The following is a 21,639-nucleotide window of genomic DNA, read 5'->3' as shown; positions in this document are numbered from 1 at the left end:
GCGGGTAACGTAGGTATCACCGCCGCGGGGTGGAGCAGTTCGGTAGCTCGCTGGGCTCATAACCCAGAGGTCGCAAGTTCAAATCTTGCCCCCGCAACGTAAAGGAAAGTCCCGGAGAGGTTTCTCTCCGGGACTTTTTGCATTCCGGCATGTTCGTCCCGGCCAATCTTCAAGTGGCCATGTAATCTCTGCGCAGCGCCGCCTCACCTACACTGAATCCATGATTGAACAGGGTGCCGTCGGCGGCGATGATGAGCGTGGTGAAACCGCATTGCAGAGGGTGGACCGCAACTGGCTGGAACTCCTTCAGGAGCTGCGCGTTCTCCAGACCGGCATCCAGATCCTGACCGGTTTCCTTCTTACCCTCCCGTTTCAGTCACGGTTCAGTGAACTCGATTCGTTCCAGTTGACCACCTATCTCATACTGGTTGTCCTCTCCGCGCTCATTACGGCTCTTCTGCTGGGCACGGTGGTCATGCACCGCACCTTCTTCCGGCTTCGTATCAAAGCGGTTCTGGTACGCAACGCGGACCGCATCCTTCGGGTCACTCTGGTACTTGTGGCATTCGTGCTGATCGGGATCACCGGGCTCATTTTCGACATTGTGCTGAACCGGACTGCAGGCACACTGACGGCTATCGGTTTGGCTGTTCTCATTGCAGGACTGTGGGTGGCGCTTCCCGAGTTCCTGAAGCGCCGTTCCGTGAACGGGGCTAACGGGAACGCAGCTCACGGTAAGCCGTGAGGGCCTGTGCACGGGACTCCTTCAGGTCGACCAGGCGAGCGGGGTAGCCGTCCGCGTCGCCCTTCCAGGGCTCGTGCACGTTCTCGGCGGCGCGTAGCTCAGGTACCCACCTGCGGAGGTAACCGCCGTCGGCGTCGAACTTCTTGCTCTGGGTAACCGGGTTGAAGATGCGGAAGTACGGTGCGGCGTCTGCGCCCGAGCCGGCTACCCATTGCCAATTGGCGGCGTTATTTGCCGGATCGGCGTCAACGAGGGTGTCCCAGAACCATTGTTCACCGATTCGCCAGTCCACCATCATGTTCTTGACGAGGAAAGACGCAACCGCCATGCGCACCCGGTTATGCATCCAGCCGGTGTGCCAGAGCTGACGCATGCCGGCGTCAATCAGGGGATACCCCGTCCGACCGTAACGCCAGGCGTCCAATTCCTCAGGGGCGGGTTCATGCCACGGGAAGGCGTTGAACTGTGGCCGGTAGTTCTCGGTCGCCAGATTTGGATTGTGGTACTGCAATTGCCAGCAGAATTCGCGCCAGCCTATCTCGTTGCCGAACACTGTGACATCGCGGGAAATGGCCGGATTTCGGCTGTGCTCGGCTGAGTGCCACACCTGAAACGGGCTGACTTCACCGAATCTCAGATGTGGGGACAACCGGCTGGTTCCTTCGACGTTCGGCAGCTCGCGGGCGTCGGCGTAACCGCTGATGGTGCCGTCGAGGAATTCAGCAAGGAGTCGTTGACCGGTAGGTTCCCCGGGAGTCCACGCTTCACGTAGCCCACCGGCCCAGTCCGGTTTCGTGGGCAAGAAGCCCCACTCTTTAAAGCTTTCAGATGTGAGCTGCGGACCTCCTAGAATGTGTGGTGCGGGAAGTGGTGGTCGCGGCTCGGAAGCGCTCCTGCAGGCGTTCCAGAAGGGCGTGAAAACCCTGTAGGGCTGGCCGCTACCCGTAACGATCGTCCAGGGCTCGTGGAGCAGATTCGCCTGGAAGCTGTGGACTTCCACTCCTGCTTCGGTCAAGGACGCTTTGATCCCTGCGTCAATGGTGCGCTCGGCGTAGCCATAACGGCGGTTCCAGAAAACGGCATCTGCGCCTGACTCCTGAACAAGTTGCTCGATGACGTCTTCGGACCTGCCCGCACGTAACACGAGTGGAATACCGAGGGCTTCGAGTGAATCGCCCAACGAGGAAAGTGAATGATGCAGCCACCAGCGGGACGCTCCACCGAGGGGTCTCAGTCCTTCGCTCTCTTCATCCAGGAGATAGCAGACCACAACGTCTCCGCGCTCCGCGGCCGCGAGCAGCGCCGGATTGTCTGCAACACGTAGGTCATCCCGGAGCCACACCATAGTCAACGCCATAGCGCCTAAGCGTACCCGGCGAGGTGTGACGCCGAGCGTCTGGGAGGTGTGGGACCCAGGTAAGCGCTACCCGTCGAGGCATCATGCGCCGGGCGTCCTAGAAACAACAAAGGACGACGACGGCCCGTCGGGAGCCGCCGTCGTCCGTGAGGAAGTGGGTTAGTACTTGGGTGTTTCCTCGCCTTGTTCGATCGCGGTGGGTGTACTGCTGCCGGAACTGCCTGACTTCAGCGCTGCAAGGCGAGCTTCGATCTCGGTCTGCTCCCCGAGATCCTCGAGGCTCTCGAACTGAGCGTCGAGGCTTGAATTCGCCAGCTCGGACTGGCCGAGCACGCGGGCCTCCTCGCGCCTGATCTTCTCCTCGAAGCGGCCAACTTCGCTGGTGGGATCCATGAAGTCGATGCTCTTCATGGCGTCATGTACCTGCTGCTGCGCGGCGGCGGTGCGGGATCGGGCGATGAGCTCATCGCGCTTGCTGGTGAGCTCGTTGAGCTTGCCCTTCATCTGGTTCAGGCCAGTCTTGAGCTTCTCGACGATCTCCGTCTGCGACGCGATGGTCGGTTCGGCGCCCTTTGCCTCATTCTCAGCGGTGATCTGTCGCTGGATGGCTACCTTGGCCAGGTTGTCGAACTTCTCTGCGTCAGCGGTATCTCCGGAAGCACGGTACTCGTCCGCCTTCTTGGACGCCGCGAGCGCTTTGTTGCCCCAGTTCTGCGAGTTCTCGCGATCCTCGTTGTAATCCTCCTGGAGCATGCGCAGGTTCCCGATGGTCTGGGCCACCGCGCTTTCCGCTTCGGCGATGCTGTTTGCGTAATCGCGCACCATTTGGTCCAGCATCTTTTGCGGGTCCTCCGCCTGATCCAGAAGGGCGTTGATGTTCGCCTTCGCAAGAGTTGCCATACGTCCGAAAATTGATTGCTTTACCATGGGTTACCTTTCGATCTGCCTGAGTATTTCACTGCCTTGTTGGGCTCGCCTAGAAATCACCGAAACCACCGCCGAAGTCGCCGAAGCCTCCGCCGCCGGCGTCGAATCCGCCGAATCCGCCGCCGCCGAACATCCCGCCGTCGCCGCCGCCTCCGCCGAAGTCCCCTCCGCCTCCGCCGAAGAATCCGCCGCCGTGGCCTCCACCGTTGAGGATGGACCCGATCAGGATGCCTCCGAGCAGCGCCCCGCCCATCCCGTTTCCTCCGCCGCCGAACATGCCGCCGCCACCGAAGCCGCCCATGCGGCCCCCAAATCCCTCCACGTCCTGCTGAGCAATTTGGCCGGCCTGTTCGGCGAGTGCAAGTGCCTGTTGCGCGTGGGAGAGCGCAGTGACGGGATCATCGGTTTGGATCTGGAGTGCGTAGTCGAGGTTTCGTTCCGCTTCGGCCAGCCGGGTCCTTGCCTCACTGCCCACGCCGCCGCGGCGGGCACGGATGTAGTCAGCGGTTCCTGAAATCCGTGATTGGGCCGCCATGATGGTGTGCTGCAGGCTTTCGCGTGCACGACGGGTCTGGTCAGCCTGGTCCCGTACGCCGCCCAGCGCCGCGTCGAGCTGATTGTGTGCGGACTCGACTCGCTGCAGTAGAGCAACTGGGTCGATCTTTCCGGACGCGATCTCCCGTTTCACGCCATCGAGTGCAGCGGCGGTTCCTGCCGCCGGTCCTGCAAGCTCCGGGTTGGATCCTGCGGAAACCATTGCCTGGGCCTGGGCGAGATCCTGCGCGGTATCGGAGACCGCCTGTTCCATTTCGCGCTCGGCATCGGAGAGCTCCGCGGCGCGGCGATCGATCGCTTCCAGCAGGACCTTTGTCTGATGCACGCCTTCCTCCGTAGCCCGGACGGCGACGACGGCGGCGCTGGTGTTGCCTTCAGAGAGGTGCTCCTGGGCCTTGGACGCTGCGTTGTCGACGAACTGCAGCCGGTCACGAGCCTGGTCGACGTTGTCCTCCACCTGGGCGGTTGCTGAAGGAGCGTAGCGGTCCTGCAGTTGCCTCAGCGCGGCCTCGGCGGCCGCTACGCGCGCACTGACGTCGCTGGCCGCGTTCTGGGCGTCTCGGAGAGCTTGCGGGGCATTGCGTTCGAGTTTACGGAGGGCATCGAAATCGGTCTTGTGTTCCTGGAGGCTTGCATTCACTGACTCGCATCGGCGAATGATGTCGCCGAGCCACTTGCGTTGATCCTCTTCGGTGTCGGGGATGTGGTCGTCGAGTTGCTGCTGGAGCTTGAAGGATTCGCTCATGTGGGCTTTTGCGGCTGCGATGTCTTCGGCGAAGGGTTTCACCGAATCGTCGCCGTACTGGGCCTGGGCGAATCCGAGTTCCTGTTCGCTGGACTTGATGGCGTCGTCGGCAGCGATCAAAAGGCTTCCTGCCCGCTTTCGCAGGTCCTCGACACTAACGGATGCGAGGGGGTCGAGTACCTCTCCGTTGGCATCACGCCCGGGACCGAAGTCCATCTCGGCGGGCCGCTGTTGCAGTTGCTGGTTGTTGTTCTGCTTCCGGGTCTTGGAACGGAGGTAGAAGTAACCGCCCATTCCGGCGAGTACCAGTAATGCACCTATGAAGAGAATAGCGCCCACTCCGCCTCCGTCGTCGTTCGTGTTGCCCGCTGATCCGACGGTACCGCCGTCGAGCACTTCTGCAATTCCGGTGGTTGCGGCGATGGCCGCGCCGTCCCAGTTACCCGCCTGAATCTCGGGGGCGATCACCGACCCATAAATCTCTTCGTCACGTTCGCCTATGGGCGTTGAACCGGACCCGATCAGCCCTGCCTGCTCCTGCTCGAATCCGACTACCATGATCGCGTCGCGTGGCCCTAAGTCGCTGGTCACGGCGGCCTGCTGCGCCCACGCTTCACCGTCGGAAGGATTTGTGAATGAGTCCACATACGCGACGTGCAGCGTGTAGCCGTGCTGGCTCTCCAACTCGGCGATGGCCTGCTCAACCTGCTGCTGCTCGCTGTCGTCGAGGACGTCTGCCTGATCAATGACGGTGTCGGAGTTGAAGTCCACGGGATCGACTGCATACGCAGCCGGCACCGCCAGCGGACTCATCATGAGAAGGGCCCCGAGACCCGCAGCGGATGAGATACGTGTGGTGCTCGACTTCATTCACGACCCTTCAGGAGTGTCCGCCGGGCGCTCCGGGAACCGGCGAAGCACGGTGCATCCAGGCTACATCCCCCGCTTCGCCTCACTGCGATTCTATGGCCCTCCCAGTAGGCCGTCCACCGAATCGGGTATGCCTCCAGCGAAACCGGTTCGCATTTTACGGGCCGGGTGAATGGGACACAATGAATGGACGTGCTCCGGCGTTCGGCTTGTTCACAGCAGGCATACAGGGAACGTTGGCCGAGACTCCAGTTTGGCTTGGCATAGTTTCAGGGAGCATCAGTGAAAGGACAACCGATGACCGAGAACAACGCCGGCTATAACGGACCGCTTCCTCCCCGCCCGCAGAACCCGCCGACGCAGCGCGCGGCCGAGGAACGAGCTGAAGAAGAACGGCAGGCCGCCGAACATGCGGCAGCAGGATCGCCCACTGAAAGCACACCAGCGGACCGCCCCGCCGAAGGCGCACCGGCGGACCTCCCCGCCGAGGGAGCACCAGCGGACACAACCGATGCCAGCGACGGCGTCCACGCGCAGCAGCGGGGTACGCCAGAACAGCACGAAACTCAGGCGTACCCCACTGCCCACGCAACGCCCGCGGAGCAGCAGTCCTACGGCGCTTCGTTCGGGTATGACGCCTACGCCCAACCCGAGACCCCCGTGTACAAGCGCCGGGAGAAGAAGCGTGTCGGCGCCGGGACCTTCGTTACCGGAATGCTGGTTGCCGGCCTACTGGGCGGGTCAGTGGTGGCTGGGACCGACGCGCTGCTGGATACAGGTAATGGTGTCGGGAACACCGGGACCGCACAGCCGCAGTCCGTTGTTGTCAACGACACCGGAAGCGTAAATGAGATCACGGGCGCGGCCGCGAAGGCTTCACCCAGCGTGGTCACCATCTCAGTGAGCGGTGGGCAGTCCGGTGGTTCCGGTTCGGGAATAATTCTCGACGCTGAGGGCCATATCCTGACCAACACCCACGTGGTGACCCTCGGCGGGCAGGTGGCCGACCCGGCGGTCGAAGTGAGGACCAACGACGGCCGGGTATTCCAGGCTGAGGTGGTGGGTACCGATCCACTCTCCGACCTGGCCGTGATCAAGATCGACGCACCAGACCTGCAACCCGCAACCCTGGCGGATTCCTCCGAGCTGAATGTCGGTGACGTCGCTATCGCGATTGGTGCGCCGCTGGGGCTCAGCGGCACCGTTACGGACGGAATCATCTCCACACTCAACCGGACCATCAGCGTGCAGTCCTCAGCTGTGCCCGAACAGCAGGCCGATGAGCCCGAACAGGCTCCCGGAGACGGATTCAACTTCCTGCCGCCGGATGGCTCCGAGGCTCCGCAGCAGGGGACCCAGGGCTCGATCTACCTGAATGTCATTCAGACGGACGCCGCAATCAATCAGGGCAATTCGGGTGGGGCGCTCGTTGACTCCCAAGGGCAGATCATCGGCGTGAATGTCGCGATCGCCTCTGCAGGATCAGGCGAGAGCGCAGGCAACATCGGCGTCGGATTCTCCATCCCGATCAACTACGCGCAACGTGTCGCTGAGGAGATCATCGCTAGCGGCGAGGCTACGCACGGCTTCCTCGGAGTCAGTGTGGGGCCAGCTGCCTCAGGCAATGCCGAAGGCGCGAGTACGTTCTCAGTCGGGGCCGAGGTGCAGTCAGTGGAACCGGACAGCCCGGCCCAAGTTGCAGGACTGCAGGAGGGTGATGTCATCACCAAGGTAGGTGAACTGGGGATCGAGGACCCGCAGGCCCTTACCGCCGCGGTGCGCATGCTTGCCGAGGGAGAATCAACCCAGGTGGAACTGCTGCGCGGCAGTGAAGCGCTGACCCTCAATGTAACGGTTGGCCGCTCACCCGCCTGACCGGAAGTTCGAGAGAAGCAGCCCGTCCTTGTGGCGGGCTGCTTCTTCGTCATATAGCTGCGGTATTCCGCTTTCCCTTGTGGTTAGCTTGTGTGCGGCAGCTAGTAGCCGCATGGAAAGGCAGCAATGGACGAGACGAAATCAGCGCTCAAGATCGCGGTACTGGTGAAGCACGTGCCGGACACCCAGTTCGACCGTCATCTGCAGGGCAGTGACCACAGCACCGACCGCTCCGAAAGCATCCTTTCCGAGCTGGATGAATATGCACTCGAAGCGGCGCTGCAGGTCATCGAGGCGCATGGCGGCGAGGCCGCCGGCCACCGGGTTACTGCTATCACCATGGGACCCGCCGCGGCCGTGAATGCTGTCAAGAAAGCGCTGCAGATAGGCGCACATGACGGCGTCCACCTCACCGATGACGCCCTTGCCGGCTCCGATGCCTCCGGCACCTCGCGCGCGCTCGCAGCCGTCGTACGTCATCTCGGCGACGTCGATATTGTCCTTACCGGCATGGCCTCTACCGACGGCGAAACCTCGCTGGTGCCGGCGCAGCTCGCAGAGCTGCTGGAGCTTCCCCAGGTCACCTTCGCCTCGAGCCTTGAGATAGGCGACGACGACGGCGCCTGGCGGCTCAGCGCGCGGCGCGAAAGCGACAACTACGCCGAGACAGTGGAATGCAGCCTCCCCGCCGTGGTGTCGGTAACCGATCAGATCAACGAACCGCGCTACCCGAATTTCAAGGCAATCATGGCTGCCAAGAAGAAATCCGTATGCACACTCTCCCTGGCCGACATCGGCTTGGACGCTTCGCAGGTGGGGCTGGAGGGGTCATGGACGCGGGTCGAGGACGCACAGCCGAGACCTCCCCGGACGCAGGGAACCATCATCACCGACGAGGGAGATGCGGGCCTCCGTCTGGTCGACTTCCTCGCTGAGCAGAAGCTGCTCTAGCCGTAGCTTCCGAGCGATCATCAACTTTTTAAGGAGCCTGCCATGGCAACAGTCCTTGTCTATATCGATAATCCAGGTGATTCGCTGCACAAGACGGATCGCGAGCTGCTGACTCTCGCACGCATCCTCGGCACACCCGCAGCCGCGTTCATTGGCGAACTTTCGCCTGCGGTGGCCGAGGAACTCGGCACATTCGGCGTGAGCAGTGTGTACCAGCCCTCCACGCCGGGACTCGATGAACTGCTGGTTGCAGGCAAGGCTGCCTTCCTGTCCGCCGCGGCTTCGGCAACCCAGGCCGCCGCCATTCTTCTCGGTAACACGTTCGAGGCCAAGGAGATCGCTGCGCGGACAGGAATTCGGCTCGCCTCCGGCGTCATCACGGATGCTGTGGCCGTCAGTGAGGATTTTCAGGTCACGAAGTCCGTTTTTGCAGGTTCATACACCGTACAGGCGACCGTTACCAGCGGAACACCCATCGTTACGGTGAAGGCCAACAGTGTGGAGGTTCAGCCGGCCCCGGAAGGCTGCGTTCCCGAAACGCACACAGTCGACGTCGATGTTCCAGCGGCAGCCGCCCGCATCACCAGCCGGATCGAGAAGGCCGCCAGTGGGCGCCCCACCCTCGACGAAGCGCAGGTAGTGGTAGCCGGTGGGCGTGGAGTCGATGGAAACTTCGGCCCCATCGAGGACCTCGCCGATGTACTGGGCGGCGCAGTGGGGGCCTCCCGGGCGGCAACGGACGCTGGCTGGATCGAGCATGCCGCGCAGGTTGGGCAAACCGGCAAGACCGTCTCCCCGCGGCTGTACATCTCTGCGGGTATCTCCGGTGCCATCCAGCAGAAGTCAGGTATGCAGACGGCCAAGGTGATCGTTGCGGTGAACAAGGACGCCGACGCCCCTGTCTTCGAGATCGCGGACTTCGGCATTGTGGGTGACCTGTCCACGGTGCTCCCGCAGGCAACCGAAGAGATCCGGAAGCGCAAGGGCTAGGAGTGGGTCGCCCTCCCGCACCAGATTTCGGCCAGGTGAGCCGAGTGCTCTGTTTCGTGGCGCATCCGGATGACATCGACTTCGGGGCGGCCGGGACAATCGCGACGTGGACGGCGTCCGGCGTCGATGTTCAGTACTGCATCATGACCGATGGTGACGCCGGGGGTTTCTCGGACGAGCACCGGCCGGACATCGTGGAACGACGCCGCCAGGAACAGCGCTCAGCTGCCGGTCTGGTCGGCGTGGAGACGGTCCATTTTCTCGGGCACCGGGACGGTTACCTGGAGCCTACCGAGGAACTGGTGGCGAGTGTCGTGGAGCTGATCCGGCGTGAACGCCCGCAGATAGTTCTCTCGATGCACCCGGAACGGAACTGGGAGCGGATCCAGAAGAGCCATCCGGACCATCTGGCGTGCGGGGAGGCGGTGACCCGCGCGATCTATCCCGCCGTGGAAAACCAATACGCGTTTCCGGAGTTGGCCGCGAAGGGGCTCGACGCTTATCGCGTTCCCTGGTTGTGGTTCTTCGGTGGACCTACACAGCTGGAAAACCACTTCGTCGATGTCACTGAACACGTGGAGGACAAGATGCGCGCGCTCCACTTCCACGCGAGCCAGCATCCGGACATCGATCGTATGGACCGGGCCGTCCGCGCCTTCCTGAGCGCAAATGCGGAGCGCGGTGGGCTCAGGCAAGGGCGGAGCGCCGAGGTCTTCCAGGTAGTTCCGGTCAATACCGACGCGACTATTGCGGGCTTCTAGTGTCATGCGCCTTAAATTCGTTCTATAAGTTGTAGAATGGGGTATGCCACGAACCGGTCGCCCCAAAGCCGAACTGACACTGACGGATGATGAACGCCAGACCCTGACCCGGTGGGCCCGTCGAGCCAAATCATCACAGGCGCTGGCTTTGCGCTCGCGTATTGTCCTGTCCTGCAGTGAGGGCAAGACGAACAAGGATGCTGCTGCAGCGCTCGGGGTCACCTCGCCCACGGTCGCGAAATGGCGGTCGCGTTTCATCGCGCACCGGTTGGATGGGCTCGTTGACGAACCTCGCCCCGGACGGCCCGCGACGATCACGGCCGACCAGGTCGAAGACGTCGTGGTGTCCACCCTGGAACACACGCCGAAGAACGCCACGCATTGGTCACGAGCGAAGATGGCCGAACGCAGTGGACTGTCGAAATCGACGATCGGGCGAATCTGGAAGGCCTTCGACCTCAAACCACACCGGGCTGATGGGTTCAAGCTCTCCAACGATCCTTTATTCGTGGAGAAGGTCTATGACATCGTCGGTCTCTACCTCAACCCGCCCGAGTCGGCAGTCGTGCTCAGCGTCGACGAGAAGTCCCAGGTCCAAGCACTCTCCCGATCGCAGCCAGCGTTTCCGATGATGCCGGGCATGCCAGAGAAACGCACCCACGACTACGCCCGCCACGGCACCACGAGTCTCTTCGCGGCCCTGAACGTCGCTGACGGGACCGTGATTGCCTCGACGCACCGGAAGCATCGGGCGATCGAGTTCCGGAAGTTCCTGACCAAGATCGACAAGGAAGTCCCCGACCATCTCGATATTCACGTCATCTGCGACAACTACGGCACGCATAAACACCCCACGGTCAAGACCTGGCTGGACAAGCAGCCCCGGTTCCATATCCATTTCACTCCGACATATTCGTCATGGATCAACCAGGTCGAGAGGCTGTTCGCCGAAGTCACCCGGGACCTACTCCAACGCAGTGATCACCGCAGCGTGCAGGCACTGGAAAAAGACCTCAGGGAATGGGTGAAAGCCTGGAACGAGGACCCGCAACCCTACGTGTGGACCAAGACCGCCGACGAGATCCTGGAATCCCTATCCCGACTAATGCAACGAACTACCGGCGCAGGACACTAGACCGGTTGCAGCTGTTGGAGAGGACCGCGAGGGCGGCTCTCTCCAACAGCTCCGTAGATCTTCGTGCGGCGCAGATCAGGCGTTGAACGGGATCTGCACAACCATCGGTAGAGTTGGTGCTTCCGAACCACCCTCTGGTTCGACTGTGATGGCAAGGCCGCTGTATGCGTTGATGCCTTCTACAGGCACTTCCGTGTGGGTGACTTCCTCGGCCGTCATGGTGCCAAGGGACTCCGGGGGAGTGCCGTCCGCGGGCAGCCGCCACATCTGGTAGACCTTGCCTGCGGGAGGGGCCGGAACGCCGTCGAGGGTCACGACAGCGGCATCCTCGGAGGTGGAGAACGCGAGTTCAGCGGTTCCACCACCCTCGATCGGGACCTGATTCCGCTGCACGTCCGCCGCCTGCAGCACTTCCTCCTGAACCGACGAAGGCTGCAGATTCTGGGCAACGGTCACACCGCCGACAGCTACGACGACAGCGGCCGCCGCTGCTACGAGCCAGCGTCCCGCCGATGAGGGCTTGCGTCGCGCTTCCCTTCTGGCGGAGAGGTCGTCTGCCGGGGCAGGCGGGGTGTTGTGAACGGGTTGATCCTGCCGGTCTCCCGGGATGCTGCTCATGATGCGTCCAAGCAGATCAGCCGGCGGTTCAGCCTCGTCAACGGCGTAAGCCTTCGCTATGGTCTCCTGCGCGGCCCGAACTCGTTCGTTGAACGCCTTGCGTTCCTCGGGAGCGGATCCTGAGACGTAGTCCTCGAGTGTGGTGCGCTCCTCTTCGCTCACAGCATCCAGGGCATACATCTCAGCCCACTCAAGGGCCAGGCCGTTGGCCAGGTCCTGCCGAAGATCATCTGCAAACTGCTTGTTCGTATCCTTGTCCTGCATCTCAGTTCACCCCCAAACAGGTTTTCAGTCGAATCAGGCCATCCCTGATTCTCGATTTGATGGTTGGTACCGCTACTCCGAGCTTTTCGGCGACCTCGCGGTAGGTCAGGCCACCGTAATACGCCAGCCGTACGGATTCCTGCTGGGTTTCCGTCAGCGTCTCGAGACACTCGACTACTGCTTCAGCCTCAAGGCGCTGCGTGACTGTATCCACGACGTCGTCATGGTCCTTAACCTGCATGGCGGCGCCATAACGTGCTTCGCGTTCGCTTGAGCTCTGTTCCGACCGGACTTTGTCTACAGCCCTGCGGTGAGCGAGGGTCATCAGCCATGCCATCGGACTCCCCGCCTCGGGGTTGAACCGGTCAGCCATGTTCCAGACCTGCAGGTAGACCTCCTGCGTGGTGTCCTCGCTCAGTTCGGGATCTATCAGGACCCGCCTGGCGAGCCCGTATACCCGGCGCGACGTCTGTGTGTAGAACTCCGCGAAGGCGTTGCGGTCCTGGCGTGCGATCCGTCCGAGCAGTTCGGCGAGCGCTGCCGAAGATCCGACTGGGTCACCGGCGGTCTGCTGGGCGTGCGGTCTCGCGGGGCTTATCCGGCTCACACGTGGCGTATCCATAGGTTTCAAGCATAAAGCTCCGGGATGACTATCCAGAACATGTGTGTCCAGAACACGGGTACCGCGGACACGGTTATTGAAGACACGTGGTTTCAAAGTGCGAGTCAGCATTACTCCACCGCCTTGCCCCCCGTCCATTCGATACCGCCGTTCCCTAGCCGATGGCGGTTGAACCAAATGGTCCTCCGCCTCAAGCACTGAGTACCAGTGGTCGGCATTACAGACGAACACTGATGACTGATGACACCTATAGTTCGGAGCCGTTGCTACAGGGGATGGGCGCGATGCCGAAGATGCTTAGCGGGTAGCTACGGCAATGAGCGAATCTGCGTTGAGCGTGAAGTTCTCGCCCAGGGAATCGATGAAACGTTCACGGACCCGTTCGCGGCCGTCGGGATCTTCCGGCAATAGAAAACGGTATCCACTGCCCAGGACAAGGGACCACGCAAGATCGGCATCGAGCGGGAGTTGCTGGGGAGCGCTGTGGACTTCGACGGAGGCGAACCCACACGCATCGAGGAATTCCGTGAGCTTCGCCGAGGAAGCGATCTGTTCCAGTTGGCGTGTTGGTTTGGGCGCTGGAGCATCTGCCAACTGTGGCTGCTCGGCGTAGGCAGCCTCTTTCAGGAGAGCCGCGAACGGCTCGTGTGCGCCTTCCTGCCACGTGCTGACGGCGAGGCGGCCCCCGCTGCGTAGCTGCTCAGCGAGGTTCCGGGCTCCGGCGGCCATGTCTGAGAGGAAGAAGAGGCCGTAGCAGCACAGGACGGCGTCATACGGGGCTTCTCCTGTCCAGGTGGAGACGTCGGCTTCCGCAAAGGTGACGGATTCCAGGTTCAGCGCAGAGGCTTTGGCCGCAGCAAGCTCAAGGAGCTCCGCGGACAGATCGATGGCGTCGACGTGCCCTTCGGGACCAACCAGCTGTGCCGCCGGAATGGTGCTGGCACCACTTCCACAACACGCGTCGAGGACTCTTTCGCCGGTGTGGATGTCCGCTGCGGCGACAACAGCATTGCCCATGGGATTCCAGAGCGCCGGTGCGAGGCGCTCGAAGTGCTCGGCGCCGTCGTCGAACAGTGAACCAACGTTCTTCACGAGATTTCCTCCGTGCTGGACTGCTTGATGAGTGCGCCTTCGAATCCCAGCTGGCGCCAAGCTTCGTAGACGACGATTGATGCCGAATTGGCGAGATTCAGGGAGCGCCGGGACGGCAGCATGGGTAGGCGTACCCGCGCTGTCACTGCACGGTGAGACTTGACCGACGCCGGAAGTCCCATGGATTCAGGACCGAACAGCAGCACGTCGTCCGGACGGTACTGGATGTCTGAGTAGGTTCTCTCGCCTTCAGCGGTATAGGCGAAGAGACGCGCAGGCTGCAACTTCGCGAGGGCAGTTTCGAGGTTCGGGTGGACTGTCAGGACGGCGAGGTCGTGGTAGTCGAGACCGGCCCGGCGAAGCTTGGTGTCGTCCAGATCGAAACCCAGGGGTTCGACCAAGTGGAGTTCCGCACCTGTGACTGCGGCCAGCCGGATGGCGTTGCCGGTGTTTCCCGGAATTTCAGGGGAATAGAAGAGGATGCGGAGCACTGTGCAATCCTAGCGCCCGGCCGCGCTGAGCAGCCGGGCAAGGACGGGAACCTGCACGGTATTTGCCTGCGGACCCTCGGAGAGGAATCGTTTGACTTCCCGCAGGAGGGTTCCGGGGTTGGAAACGTGGACCATTGCGAGACCGGACCGGTCCAGCGACGGCGGGTAGTCGATGATGGGCTCAAACGGATTGTTCTGGCGTCCGTGTAGCACCAGCCATCCGCGGACATTGCACTCAGGGAAAGTCTCCTGGATCTGCCGCACCGTATCGATGATCCGCACGTCGCCGGTGCGGCGGCCACGGTGCCTGAGTTGGCGGCCATCCCACGAGTAGTTTCCCGGCGGAGCGATCAGTGAATCGATGACCGCGATGCGGTACCCGGCGAGGACTGCATGGCCCGTTTCGACCCCGCCACCGAACGACAACCCGTTGACCAGCCGGGCGGCCGGAAATCCCTGCAGCAGGGTGCTTTCGATGAGTCGGGCAGTGGCGCGTTCGCCGTCGTACCGTGACGCTGAACCGGAACGGAACTTCTTCAGGACGCCCGGTTGACGGGCAAGGCCATGCACCTGCTGGCTGGCGACTGTCAGGGGCAGCCCGCCGTTCGCGGCTCCGTAGGGAGGTTCGTAGCGCGGCGCTTGGGAGAACTCATCCCTGACCGGTTCAGGCCCGGCCGGCTTTCTCCGGGGTTGGGCGGTCCTGGCATTGGGGAGGGGATCGATATGGCCGAGCGTCCGGTCATAACGACGACGCCGGTCCGGATCGATGAGCGTCTCATACGCCACGGCCACATCGTGGAAGAGTTCGGCGCTCCCACCGGAATCGGGGTGGGCGGAGCGAGCCGCTTTGCGGTAGGCATCCTTGATCTGCTTCGCGGTGGCGCCCCTGGTCAGCCCGAGCACACTGTAGAGCGTGGGTTCCGGAGCTGCCATGGAGGCCTTTCGTCGGTTCGGGAGGCGGTCCAAGGGTTGAGAGGACTTCCGCGCTTGACTGTAAACGGTGCGCTCACCTCCGGCAAATGGTGCGCTCACCGGCCGAGGGCCCCGAGGGCCAGCGAGGATTGGATGTCGGTGGGTGGCGCTAGCATCAGGGTCATGGCGATCAACGAGGGTGTGCAGGGCGGACTGGACTGGTACGGAAGGCAGCTTGAGCGGGAAGATTACAGCGGGATTCACTTTGTGGACTGTGACTTCACCGAGTTGCGCAGCGAAGGGACTATCTTCAGCGGTTGCGTCTTCCGCAATGTGAAATTCAACGTGTCAGCTCACGCGAACAGCGCGTTTGATAATTGCCGCTTTGAGAACTGCAACTTGTTCGACGCCGCGTTCGAGGGCTGCAAGGTCACCGGAAGCACTTTCATCCGCTCCTCGTTGAAGCCCATCCGGGTCCAAGGCGGCAACTGGTCCTTCGTATCACTACAGAACGCCGACCTTCAGGGCGGGGCATTCTCGGAGGTGAACCTCACGGAAGCGGATCTCACGGGGGCCGACCTGCGGCGCGTGCGGCTGCGGGACTGCCGGCTGTCCAGCGTCGTCTGGAATGGCTCACGGTTGCGCGACGCTGACCTGCGCGGCAGCGCGCTGGACGGAATCGATGCCGAGAACTTCAACGTGTACGGCGCCGTCATCGATGCAGGCCAGGCACTGAGCGTGGCCGAGGCCTATGGGGCGGTTATCCGGTGAGGCTTGTTGTGGCAGTCAACCCCCGTGCGGGTAACGGGGCGGGTGCGCGTGCTTCCCCTGAAGTTGTGCACGCTTTGCGGGCCGCAGGGCACGACGTGAACCTCGTTCAGGTGGACAATCCGGTCGGTCTCCGCCCACAGCTCGCTTCTGCGCTCGCTAGGAATCCCGAAGCACTTGTTGTGGTGGGCGGCGACGGCATGGTTCATATCGGTATCAACGCGCTCGCGGGCACTGCGGTACCCCTTGCGATTGTTCCTGCGGGTACGGGGAACGACGTCGCGCGTTCACTGGGACTGCCGACCGGCGGCAAGCCGCCGGCCGCTGCCGCCTCCCTGGTGCGTGTCCTCCGGATGGAACCCCGCAGTATCGACCTCGGCCGGATCACCTCCGCGGGGAGTCCGGACGTCTGGTTCGCCGCAGTCTGTTCCGCGGGGCTGGACGCCGTCGTGAACGCGAGGGCCAACCGATGCTCATGGCCGCGCGGCCGCGCGAAGTACGTGCTCGCGCTGCTTCGTGAGCTGCCCTTCTTCCGGCCGCCGACCTACAGGTTGTCGGTAGACGGACGGGAAACGAACATCGAGGCGATTCTGGTGTGCGTCTCGAACATGCGCTCGGTCGGAGGCGGCATGCTCATCACGCCTGGTGCACGGTACGACGACGGACGCCTGGACCTGCTGACTGTCGATCCGATGCCGAGGCTGAAGTTGCTGACGCTTTTCCCACTGATTTTCTCGGGCCGGCATGTGGGCCTCAAAACTGTCCATCTGCAAACTGTCTCCAGCGTGTCACTGGACGTCCCAGGTATCACACTCTTCGCCGATGGTGAACCGGTGGGCAACGCTCCCGTGGACATTGCCGTGGTACCCGCAGCGCTGAAAGTATTCGCGTAGCCGCCCATGGGGACCGCTCCCCATGGGTCCGTGACCGGGTCAGTGGCTAGAGTGGTTGCGGGAATTGGGAGGATCCCGATCCCAAGCGAGAGAACAGGAAGTACGCACCAGTGTTGGTAAGGCCGTCCAGACCGCTGCTTTGCTGCGCGGTCCTGTTCGCGGTTGCAACTCTCTTGGCGGGATGCCGGATTGAGGTGCCGATCGAACCCGGCGCGCCCGTGCAGAGTGACCCGGCGTCGTCAGCCGGGGCGGAGCCGTCGTCCGGGGCGGGGCAGTCGTCGGGGACGGCGGACTCCACGGTGCTCCCGCCGATTCCGCGCGCGGAGATAATCGGCGAGGACATGACGTTCGAACGCGGCGGGTACATCGAGGAAGCCGACATGGTGGCGTTTTCCGATGGTGTCTCGCGTGCAGGCGGATGGAGCCAGGAGAAACTGTTGGTCAACGGTGAGTCCGTCTACGTGAGCGAAGCCGGGTGTACGGCGTCGTTGCGCTATACGGCGGCCCAGGCGCCCTTGGTGGTCGAGGGGAATGACCGTGCGTCCACCGAAGCGCTCTTCCGCTTCATGGACCCCAGCATCCTGCCCGAATACCTGGTTCCGACGAGCTGGTTGTGGGGCCAGACGCCCAGTGAATCAACGGCGTCGATCGAGTTCCTCACCTACGTTCAGGAGGCAACGGGGGAGGCACCCGCCAGCGCCGTCTCGCTGCGGCTCTTCCACGCTACGGGTACCGGGCTGGCGTTCACCGTTTCCTGTCCTGCCAATGACGAACTGACGGCGGCAGTGGCCGATATCCGGAGCCGGATCTCGGTGGTTCCACCGGGCTAGGTGTCCCCTGGTTCGGCTGACGCACGAACCCAGCGGCCGTATAGCGCCGAGTCAGCCTCCAGAAGCGAAGCGAGCGTGAAGCGGCGCAGTGGTGTGTGATCCCCGTGTGAGGCCAGGACCGAACCCTGGCCGGCGGCGAGGAGCGGGCTGACTGACAGGCACAGCTCGTCCACCTCGTCGGCGGCGATGAAACTCCCGAAAACTCCCGGCCCGCCTTCACACAGGATGCGCCCCAGTCCGCGCTCCTGGAGCCAACCGGCGCATCGGTCGGGTTCAACTGTGGTTTCACCGCAAACAACGACGTCGGCAACCCCACGCAGCGCCTCGAGCCGTTCCTTCGGCGCGTCGGCAGCGGTGAAGATGATGGGCCGGACCGGCGAATGCTCGAACAGTTCGCTTTTCGGATCAAGGTCCAGTGACCCCGAGATCACCGCCAGTGCCGGGTGGAGGGAGTATCCGTGTTCCTGGCGCCACCGCGAATCCTTCTCGTTGACGAGCTCGCCGGCGTAGCCTTCGGCACGGACAGTTCCGGCTCCGACCACGATTACGTCGCACAGCCGGCGAATCAGCCCAAAAAGCCTGCGGTCGCCGTCGTTACCCAGGGGAGCTGAAACACCCCGGTACGAAGCGGACCCGTCCAGGCTGGCGATGAAATTGAAACGGACCCACGGGCGGGTGTCCGGGTACGAATAGAGGTCGAGGATGTGCTCATCGGAGAGGTCCTTCGCGGGGGAGGGGCTGAGCTGGTTGATCACGGCTGGTTGGCCTCCCCCATGTTGTGCAACAGATAAGCCGGTTCGCGCCACCCCATTACTGCTTCGACGACGTTGATCGCGGAGCGGGAGGCTGCGACGTTGTGCATGCGGAGAATCCTGGCTCCGCCCATCGCGCACATCACCGCCGCGGCAAGGGATCCGTCCACCCGTTCGTGCTTGGGCAGGTTCAGGGTCTCACCGATGAAGTCCTTGTTCGAGACTGCCGCCAGCGCGGGATAGCCCAAGCCGGCGATCTCGTTGAAGCGGCGTGTGATCTCGAGGGAATGAAGGGTGTTCTTGTTGAGGTCGTGGCCGGGATCCACCAGGATCCGGTCCTCACCGATACCGAGGCTCAGAGCGCGGTCCACCTGCCGGAGCAGGAACTCGACGACCTCCGTAACCACGTCCCCGTACGTTGGCCGCCCGAGAACCTGACGCGGTTCGGCGAGGCTGTGCGTGATCACTACGTGGGCCCCGGTCTGGGCAATCACCGCTGCCAGGTCGCGATTCCTCAGGCCAGTGGTGTCGTTGATGACGTTGGCACCGGCTTTGATGGCCTGTTCCGCCACCTCCGGCAGGAAGGTGTCAGCAGAGATGACGACGTCGGAGAAGTTACGGACCTCCTCGATGACCGGAACTATGCGGGCCGCTTCCTCGGCAGCCGGTATGGCCGGCCCCGGCGCGAAAGGCGCGCCACCGATATCAACCCAGTCGGCGCCGTCGTTGACTGCCTGTTGCGACGCGGCGATAGCCGCCTCAAGGCCGAAGGTGCGGCCGCCGTCGTAAAAGGAATCCGGCGTGCGGTTGATGATGGCCATCAGCGCGATCTGACGACTGAAATCCAGGGTGCGCGTACCGAAGGCATGCTTGGGGTGCAGAAGCTCAGGAGCAGGAGCCGGGGCAGGAGCCGGAGGTCCGGCGTGCAGGGGAATGTCAGCCACAGCTCATTTCTACCAGTCGTTGCTGACGGTCCCAGTGCGAACGAAATGACAGGACACACCCTTTATGCGTCTGCATAAAGGGTGTGTCGTACCAGCTCGATGGCTGGGTTCGGCTTAAACAGAGCGCGACGATAGAATTGACCGGTGCCCGTGTATCTTGATCACGCGGCGACCACGCCCCTCTCGGCGCCCGCGCTCGCCGCACTCACCATAGAACTAAGCCGTAGCGGCAACCCGTCTTCGCTCCACGGCTCGGGGCGTCGTGCCCGCAGGGTGGTCGAAGATGCACGGGAGACGCTGGCGAGGGCTGCCGGTGCGCATCCGTCGGAGGTCATTTTCACCTCAGGCGGCACTGAAGCGGACAACCTGGCGGTCAAGGGTCTCTACTGGGCGCGGAGCAGCGAGGACTCCCGCCGGACGCGCATCCTGTGCAGTGCCGTGGAACACCACGCCGTCCAGGACACAGTCGAATGGCTGCAGCAGCACGAGGGAGCCGAAGTCACCTGGCTTCCGGTGGACGGGGACGGGGTGGTGCAGATGGACGTCCTGCGCCGCGAACTCGATGCGGAAGCCGGGAACATTGCCCTCGTCACCGTCATGTGGGCCAACAACGAGGTGGGTGCGCTTCAGCCGATTTCCGAGATCACCACCGCCGCCGCAGAACAAGGCATTCCCGTCCATTCCGACGCGGTGCAGGCTTTCGGGTCGGTTCCGGTGTCCTTCGCCGACTCGGGCCTGGCCACCATGGCCATCAGCGGCCACAAGATCGGCGGGCCTGTCGGCGCAGGTGCGTTACTGGTCGGCCGAGCCGTAAAGCTGACGCCCGTCCAGCACGGCGGGGGACAGGAGCGTGATATCCGTTCGGGCACGCTCGACACCGCCGGTATCGCGGCGTTTGCAGCAGCCGCCGACGACGTCGTCGCTCACCTCCCAGCCGAATCCGCCCGGATCGGTGCGCTGCGGGACCAGCTGATCGCCGGCGTCGAACGCGCAGTCCCCGAAGCAGTGCTGCGCGGTCCGCGTGGGGGGCGACTGCCCGGCAATGCTCATTTCACATTCCCGGGCTGCGAGGGCGATTCGCTGCTGTTCCTGCTGGACGCTGCAGGCGTGGAGTCCTCCACCGGTTCGGCCTGCACCGCGGGAGTGCCGCGGCCATCACACGTTCTGCTCGCGATGGGTCTGAGCGAAACCGAAGCGCGCGGGGCACAACGGTTTACCCTCGGGCATACATCCGGGCCCGCCGACGTTGACGCCTTGGTGGCAGCGCTTCCCGAAGCGTACGAGCGCGCCCGGAAGGCCGGGATGTCCGGCCACGCATCATCCATCCAGACAGCAGGAACAGGTTTTCACGTATGAGAGTACTCGCAGCAATGAGCGGCGGAGTGGACTCGGCCGTCGCCGCCGCCCGTGCAGTTGAGGCGGGGCACGACGTCGTCGGCGTCCACCTGGCGCTCTCCCGTATGCCCGGAACGCTGCGAACCGGCAGTCGCGGCTGCTGCACCATCGAAGACAGCCGCGATGCCTGGCGGGCCTGCGACATCCTCGGCATCCCGTACTACGTCTGGGACTTCTCGGAACGGTTCAAGGAAGACGTCGTGGATGACTTCATCGCCGAGTACGCTGCCGGGCGCACTCCCAACCCCTGCATGCGCTGCAACGAGCGCATCAAGTTCGCCGCGCTGCTGGAAAAGGCGCTCGCGCTCGGTTTCGACGCCGTCTGCACCGGGCACTACGCGAAGGTCATCGAGAACGCCGACGGCAGCCGGGAACTGCACCGCGCGGCGGACTGGGCGAAGGACCAGTCCTATGTACTGGGCGTCCTGACCCACGAACAGCTCAGGCACTCCATGTTTCCGCTCGCCGACACACCCTCCAAGGCAGAGGTCCGCGCGGAGGCCGAGCGGCGCGGGCTTTCGGTCGCCAACAAGCCGGACAGCCACGACATCTGCTTCATTCCCGACGGCGACACCCGCGGCTGGCTCGAGGAGCGTATTGAACTGACCGAGGGCGACATCGTCGATGTGGACGGCGAGAGAATCGGGACGCATCCGGGCGCCAACGCCTTCACCGTCGGCCAGCGCAAGGGTCTTAAGCTGGGACGTCCCGCCCCGGACGGCAAGCCCCGTTTTGTGCTGGAGATCCGGCCCAAGGAGAACACCGTGGTGGTCGGTCCCGAACGGATGCTTGCCGTTGACGAGCTGCGCGGAATCAAGGTCTCCTGGGCAGGAGAGCCGATTCCCGCCGTCGAAACCGGCGAGGAATTCGAATGCATGGCCCAGGTGCGGGCGCACGGCGACCCTGTCGACGCGAAGGCGTGGGTGGAGCACGACGACGACGGGCGCCAGAGCCTGACTGTCCGCCTTATCGAACCGATGCGCGGCGTCGCCCCAGGCCAGACCGTCGTGATCTACCAGGGCACGCGCGTGTTGGGCCAAGCTACCCTGGACTCGGCCCGCTCGCTTGAGCGGCCGGACCTCGCCACCCGCTGACGCCTTCCCGGACACAATGCGCTGCAGCCTGAGGGTTTCTGCTTAACTGGAAA

At 63.3% G+C, this 21,639-nt stretch carries 22 protein-coding genes and 1 tRNA gene; 13 read left to right on the top strand and 10 right to left on the bottom strand.

Going from position 1 to position 21,639, the window contains the following annotated elements; translation table 11 throughout:
- Positions 1–23 precede the first annotated feature (23 nt).
- Positions 24–97, top strand: a tRNA-Met gene (locus tag BJ994_RS10295).
- Positions 98–220: 123 nt separating this feature from the next.
- On the top strand, positions 221–745 hold the full coding sequence (locus tag BJ994_RS10290) for a DUF6328 family protein (RefSeq protein WP_167993845.1): 525 nt from the start codon (positions 221–223) through the stop codon (positions 743–745).
- Here BJ994_RS10290 and BJ994_RS10285 read toward each other — a convergent pair.
- Positions 714–2,102, bottom strand: coding sequence for a cryptochrome/photolyase family protein (locus tag BJ994_RS10285; RefSeq protein WP_167993843.1), 1,389 nt, complete (start codon positions 2,100–2,102; stop codon positions 714–716). The two genes, BJ994_RS10290 and BJ994_RS10285, sit on opposite strands and share 32 nt — an antisense overlap.
- A 25-nt stretch (positions 2,103–2,127) precedes the next feature.
- Here BJ994_RS10285 and BJ994_RS10280 point away from each other — a divergent pair, with 25 nt between their 5' ends.
- Complete coding sequence (locus BJ994_RS10280) at positions 2,128–2,265, top strand: hypothetical protein (protein WP_167993841.1); 138 nt, start codon at positions 2,128–2,130, stop codon at positions 2,263–2,265.
- On the opposite strand, the gene BJ994_RS10275 is transcribed toward BJ994_RS10280, so the two are convergent.
- Both BJ994_RS10275 and BJ994_RS10270 read right to left on the bottom strand, forming a co-directional pair.
- Positions 2,262–3,029, bottom strand: coding sequence for a PspA/IM30 family protein (locus tag BJ994_RS10275; protein WP_167993839.1), 768 nt, complete (start codon positions 3,027–3,029; stop codon positions 2,262–2,264). The genes BJ994_RS10280 and BJ994_RS10275 overlap by 4 nt on opposite strands.
- A 49-nt stretch (positions 3,030–3,078) precedes the next feature.
- Positions 3,079–5,199 carry a TPM domain-containing protein gene (locus tag BJ994_RS10270; RefSeq protein ID WP_167993837.1) on the bottom strand — a complete coding sequence of 707 codons (2,121 nt, stop codon included), beginning with the start codon at positions 5,197–5,199 and terminating at the stop codon, positions 3,079–3,081.
- Between the two features lie 297 nt (positions 5,200–5,496).
- On the opposite strand from BJ994_RS10270, the gene BJ994_RS10265 reads away from it, so the two are divergent.
- From BJ994_RS10265 to BJ994_RS10245, 5 genes are all read left to right on the top strand, one after another.
- Complete coding sequence (locus BJ994_RS10265; RefSeq protein WP_167993835.1) at positions 5,497–7,074, top strand: S1C family serine protease; 1,578 nt, start codon at positions 5,497–5,499, stop codon at positions 7,072–7,074.
- Positions 7,075–7,200: 126 nt separating this feature from the next.
- Positions 7,201–8,025 carry an electron transfer flavoprotein subunit beta/FixA family protein gene (locus tag BJ994_RS10260; RefSeq protein WP_167993833.1) on the top strand — a complete coding sequence of 275 codons (825 nt, stop codon included), beginning with the start codon at positions 7,201–7,203 and terminating at the stop codon, positions 8,023–8,025.
- 42 nt (positions 8,026–8,067) lie between these two features.
- Positions 8,068–9,015 (top strand): electron transfer flavoprotein subunit alpha/FixB family protein, encoded by a 948-nt coding sequence (locus BJ994_RS10255; protein WP_167993831.1) that lies wholly within the window; start codon positions 8,068–8,070, stop codon positions 9,013–9,015.
- 35 nt (positions 9,016–9,050) lie between these two features.
- Positions 9,051–9,776: a PIG-L deacetylase family protein gene (locus tag BJ994_RS10250; RefSeq protein WP_342450352.1), complete on the top strand. Its 726-nt coding sequence runs from the start codon at positions 9,051–9,053 to the stop codon at positions 9,774–9,776.
- Positions 9,777–9,819: 43 nt separating this feature from the next.
- The gene (locus BJ994_RS10245; RefSeq protein WP_167993827.1) at positions 9,820–10,911 is read left to right on the top strand and encodes an IS630 family transposase; all 1,092 of its coding nucleotides are present in this window, start codon (positions 9,820–9,822) and stop codon (positions 10,909–10,911) included.
- A gap of 75 nt (positions 10,912–10,986) precedes the next feature.
- Here BJ994_RS10245 and BJ994_RS10240 read toward each other — a convergent pair whose 3' ends face one another.
- From BJ994_RS10240 to BJ994_RS10220, 5 genes are all read right to left on the bottom strand, one after another.
- Positions 10,987–11,793, bottom strand: a complete 807-nt coding sequence (locus BJ994_RS10240) for an anti-sigma factor (protein WP_167993825.1) — start codon at positions 11,791–11,793, stop codon at positions 10,987–10,989.
- Position 11,794: 1 nt separating this feature from the next.
- Positions 11,795–12,415 (bottom strand): ECF RNA polymerase sigma factor SigK, encoded by a 621-nt coding sequence (gene sigK, locus BJ994_RS10235; protein ID WP_167993823.1) that lies wholly within the window; start codon positions 12,413–12,415, stop codon positions 11,795–11,797.
- Positions 12,416–12,712: 297 nt separating this feature from the next.
- Positions 12,713–13,507 (bottom strand): methyltransferase domain-containing protein, encoded by a 795-nt coding sequence (locus BJ994_RS10230; RefSeq protein WP_167993821.1) that lies wholly within the window; start codon positions 13,505–13,507, stop codon positions 12,713–12,715.
- Complete coding sequence (locus BJ994_RS10225) at positions 13,504–13,998, bottom strand: TrmH family RNA methyltransferase (RefSeq protein WP_167993819.1); 495 nt, start codon at positions 13,996–13,998, stop codon at positions 13,504–13,506. The genes BJ994_RS10230 and BJ994_RS10225 overlap by 4 nt, the downstream gene beginning before the upstream one ends.
- Positions 13,999–14,007: 9 nt before the next feature.
- The gene (locus BJ994_RS10220; protein ID WP_167993817.1) at positions 14,008–14,931 is read right to left on the bottom strand and encodes a J domain-containing protein; all 924 of its coding nucleotides are present in this window, start codon (positions 14,929–14,931) and stop codon (positions 14,008–14,010) included.
- Positions 14,932–15,093: 162 nt separating this feature from the next.
- Here BJ994_RS10220 and BJ994_RS10215 point away from each other — a divergent pair, with 162 nt between their 5' ends.
- The 3 genes from BJ994_RS10215 to BJ994_RS10205 all read left to right on the top strand — a co-directional run bounded on the left by BJ994_RS10215 (position 15,094) and on the right by BJ994_RS10205 (position 17,401).
- On the top strand, positions 15,094–15,681 hold the full coding sequence (locus BJ994_RS10215; protein WP_167993816.1) for a pentapeptide repeat-containing protein: 588 nt from the start codon (positions 15,094–15,096) through the stop codon (positions 15,679–15,681).
- An 8-nt stretch (positions 15,682–15,689) separates the two neighbouring features.
- Positions 15,690–16,571, top strand: coding sequence for a diacylglycerol kinase family protein (locus BJ994_RS18415; RefSeq protein ID WP_167993815.1), 882 nt, complete (start codon positions 15,690–15,692; stop codon positions 16,569–16,571).
- Between the two features lie 194 nt (positions 16,572–16,765).
- Complete coding sequence (locus BJ994_RS10205) at positions 16,766–17,401, top strand: hypothetical protein (protein ID WP_167993814.1); 636 nt, start codon at positions 16,766–16,768, stop codon at positions 17,399–17,401.
- On the opposite strand, the gene BJ994_RS10200 is transcribed toward BJ994_RS10205, so the two are convergent.
- The gene (locus BJ994_RS10200; RefSeq protein ID WP_167993813.1) at positions 17,398–18,156 is read right to left on the bottom strand and encodes a dihydrofolate reductase family protein; all 759 of its coding nucleotides are present in this window, start codon (positions 18,154–18,156) and stop codon (positions 17,398–17,400) included. The two genes, BJ994_RS10205 and BJ994_RS10200, sit on opposite strands and share 4 nt — an antisense overlap.
- Positions 18,153–19,097: a dihydropteroate synthase gene (gene folP, locus BJ994_RS10195; RefSeq protein WP_425339378.1), complete on the bottom strand. Its 945-nt coding sequence runs from the start codon at positions 19,095–19,097 to the stop codon at positions 18,153–18,155. Before folP ends, BJ994_RS10200 begins: the two co-directional genes overlap by 4 nt.
- A gap of 144 nt (positions 19,098–19,241) precedes the next feature.
- Between folP and BJ994_RS10190 the strand changes: the two genes are divergently transcribed.
- Both BJ994_RS10190 and mnmA read left to right on the top strand, forming a co-directional pair.
- A complete protein-coding gene (locus BJ994_RS10190; RefSeq protein WP_167993812.1) occupies positions 19,242–20,453 on the top strand; it encodes an aminotransferase class V-fold PLP-dependent enzyme in 1,212 nt (403 codons plus the stop codon).
- Complete coding sequence (gene mnmA / locus BJ994_RS10185; RefSeq protein ID WP_167993811.1) at positions 20,450–21,586, top strand: tRNA 2-thiouridine(34) synthase MnmA; 1,137 nt, start codon at positions 20,450–20,452, stop codon at positions 21,584–21,586. The genes BJ994_RS10190 and mnmA overlap by 4 nt, the downstream gene beginning before the upstream one ends.
- The last annotated feature ends 53 nt before the right edge of the window (positions 21,587–21,639 follow it).

Origin of the sequence: Arthrobacter pigmenti, from assembly GCF_011927905.1 — a bacterium.
Taxonomy (GTDB): Bacteria; Actinomycetota; Actinomycetes; order Actinomycetales; family Micrococcaceae; genus Arthrobacter_D; species Arthrobacter_D pigmenti.
This window is presented reverse-complemented; position numbering and strand designations above follow the sequence as displayed.